Annotated in this window: 1 protein-coding gene; it reads right to left on the bottom strand. The window is 47.4% G+C overall.

The annotated features are described in order from the left end of the window. Nucleotides 1-58 precede the first annotated feature (58 nt). Entirely contained in the window at nucleotides 59-1387 is a 1329-nt protein-coding gene (gene ltrA, locus GC096_RS00015; RefSeq protein WP_171628255.1) for a group II intron reverse transcriptase/maturase, read from the bottom strand. Nucleotides 1388-1626: the final 239 nt, after the last annotated feature.

Raw genomic sequence — 1626 nt, 5'->3', positions numbered from 1 at the left:
TTGCATGGGCCTCTCACAGATCCGGACGTGCGGGTCATCGCATCCGGCTCCTCCAGTGTTATCCCCTTTGGGGATGAAGTTCTTTGTAAATAGCAAGCAAACTACTTAGACCAATTTCTTCAAACCAACTATTCGGCATCGCATACTGGGCGTAGGTTGAGTGGGAGCTTCTCCATGCTGTCATTCGAAGGCCAGGTAACTCTTTGTTATCCCACCCTCGTTTCCTCATTGCGCGGTGAAGTTTTCTCACTTTCTTCCAACTACGCAATTGCACTGCACGTAGTCGTCTTCTTATCCAGGCATCTAAATCTCGGAATCGGTTTCTCACATCTCCTGTTCCATAATATCTACCCCATCCCCGCAAATACGGGTTTAGCTCCTTCTTTACCAACCTTTGTACATCTACCGTTCGGTTCCTTTTGGTGATCTCCTTCACCCGTTCTTTAAATTTCGTCATTGCTCTGGCCGAAGGCGTCATCCTTTTTCCCGGCTTGAACTCATGCCCTAGGAACACAAATGACTCCCTTTTGCTGTTCACAATTCTCGTTTTCTCTGGATGAATTCTTAGTCCCATTTCTCTCTCAAGTATCCCTGTCACGGACTTCAACACGCGCTCCGCACCTTTTTGTGTTTTGCAACAGATCACGAAGTCATCTGCATACCTTGTTAAACGATGTCCGCGTTCTGTCATCACTTGATCTAACGGATGAAGGTAGATGTTTGCTAATAATGGACTAATAACTCCTCCTTGTGGCGTCCCTTGGCCATTTATGTGGAAACTACCACCTTCTAGCACACCAGCTTTCAGGAATTTCCCTATCAACTCCAACACGCTTCCGTCAACAACCGTTTCTTTCACTATCCCTACAAGCATTTCGTGGGGAATCGTATCAAAATACGATTTTAGATCGGCGTCTATGACATAACGAAATCCGTTTTCTAAGTCTTGACGGATTTTCTCTAACGCCATATGAGCGCTCCTCCCGGGTCGGAATCCATAGCTACAGTCCATAAATTTCGCTTCAAAGATCGGTTCCAGTATACGTTTTGCCGCCGCTTGTACGACTCGGTCTCCTACGGTAGGTATGCCTAAGGGTCTTTGTGTACCGTCTGCTTTCGGAATATATACGCGTCTGACCGGCTTTGGCCGATACGTCTTGCTTCTCAGCGTCTGCTGAAGCACTTCTAGATGGTGCTCCAACTTCGATTCAAATGCCTTTACGGTCATCTGATCAATCCCTGCCGCTCCCCGGTTTCGCTTAACCTCTTTAAATGCATCCTCCAAGTTTGGTTTTGCCCATATCTTGTCGATTAGACTGTACCATTTTCGTTCTTCTTGTTTCTTTACTCCTTCACGAGAGTCATTGTCCTGCTCTTGTTTCCCCATGCTCGTTTTCCTTCCCTTCCAGTTTCACGGTTTGTAGCCTTTCGGCAATCTCCGATTCTCTGTCGGTACTCGCCCCAGACGGCTTCTCCTTATGTTCATTCCCCGGTTCTTCGCACTTCATGGCTCACCAGCTTCTGTCCGGCACATGGCTTCCCTCACTAACTCTTCTTCTCTGGTTTCGGGCTTCACACAAGTCTCCGCCTTTTGAGTCGCAGCTTGCACCGGCGATCTTTTTTTTT

Origin of the sequence: Paenibacillus plantarum, assembly GCF_013141695.1 — a bacterium.
Classification (GTDB): domain Bacteria; phylum Bacillota; class Bacilli; order Paenibacillales; family NBRC-103111; genus Paenibacillus_E; species Paenibacillus_E plantarum.
Note: the sequence above shows the minus strand (reverse complement) of the source record. Positions and strands in the feature narration are given on the sequence as shown.

Bases quoted from the DNA above. Each gene is read 5' to 3' on its own strand.
- ltrA (WP_171628255.1), bottom strand. From the start codon at position 1,387: ATGGGGAAACAAGAGCAGGACAATGACTCTCGTGAAGGAGTAAAGAAA.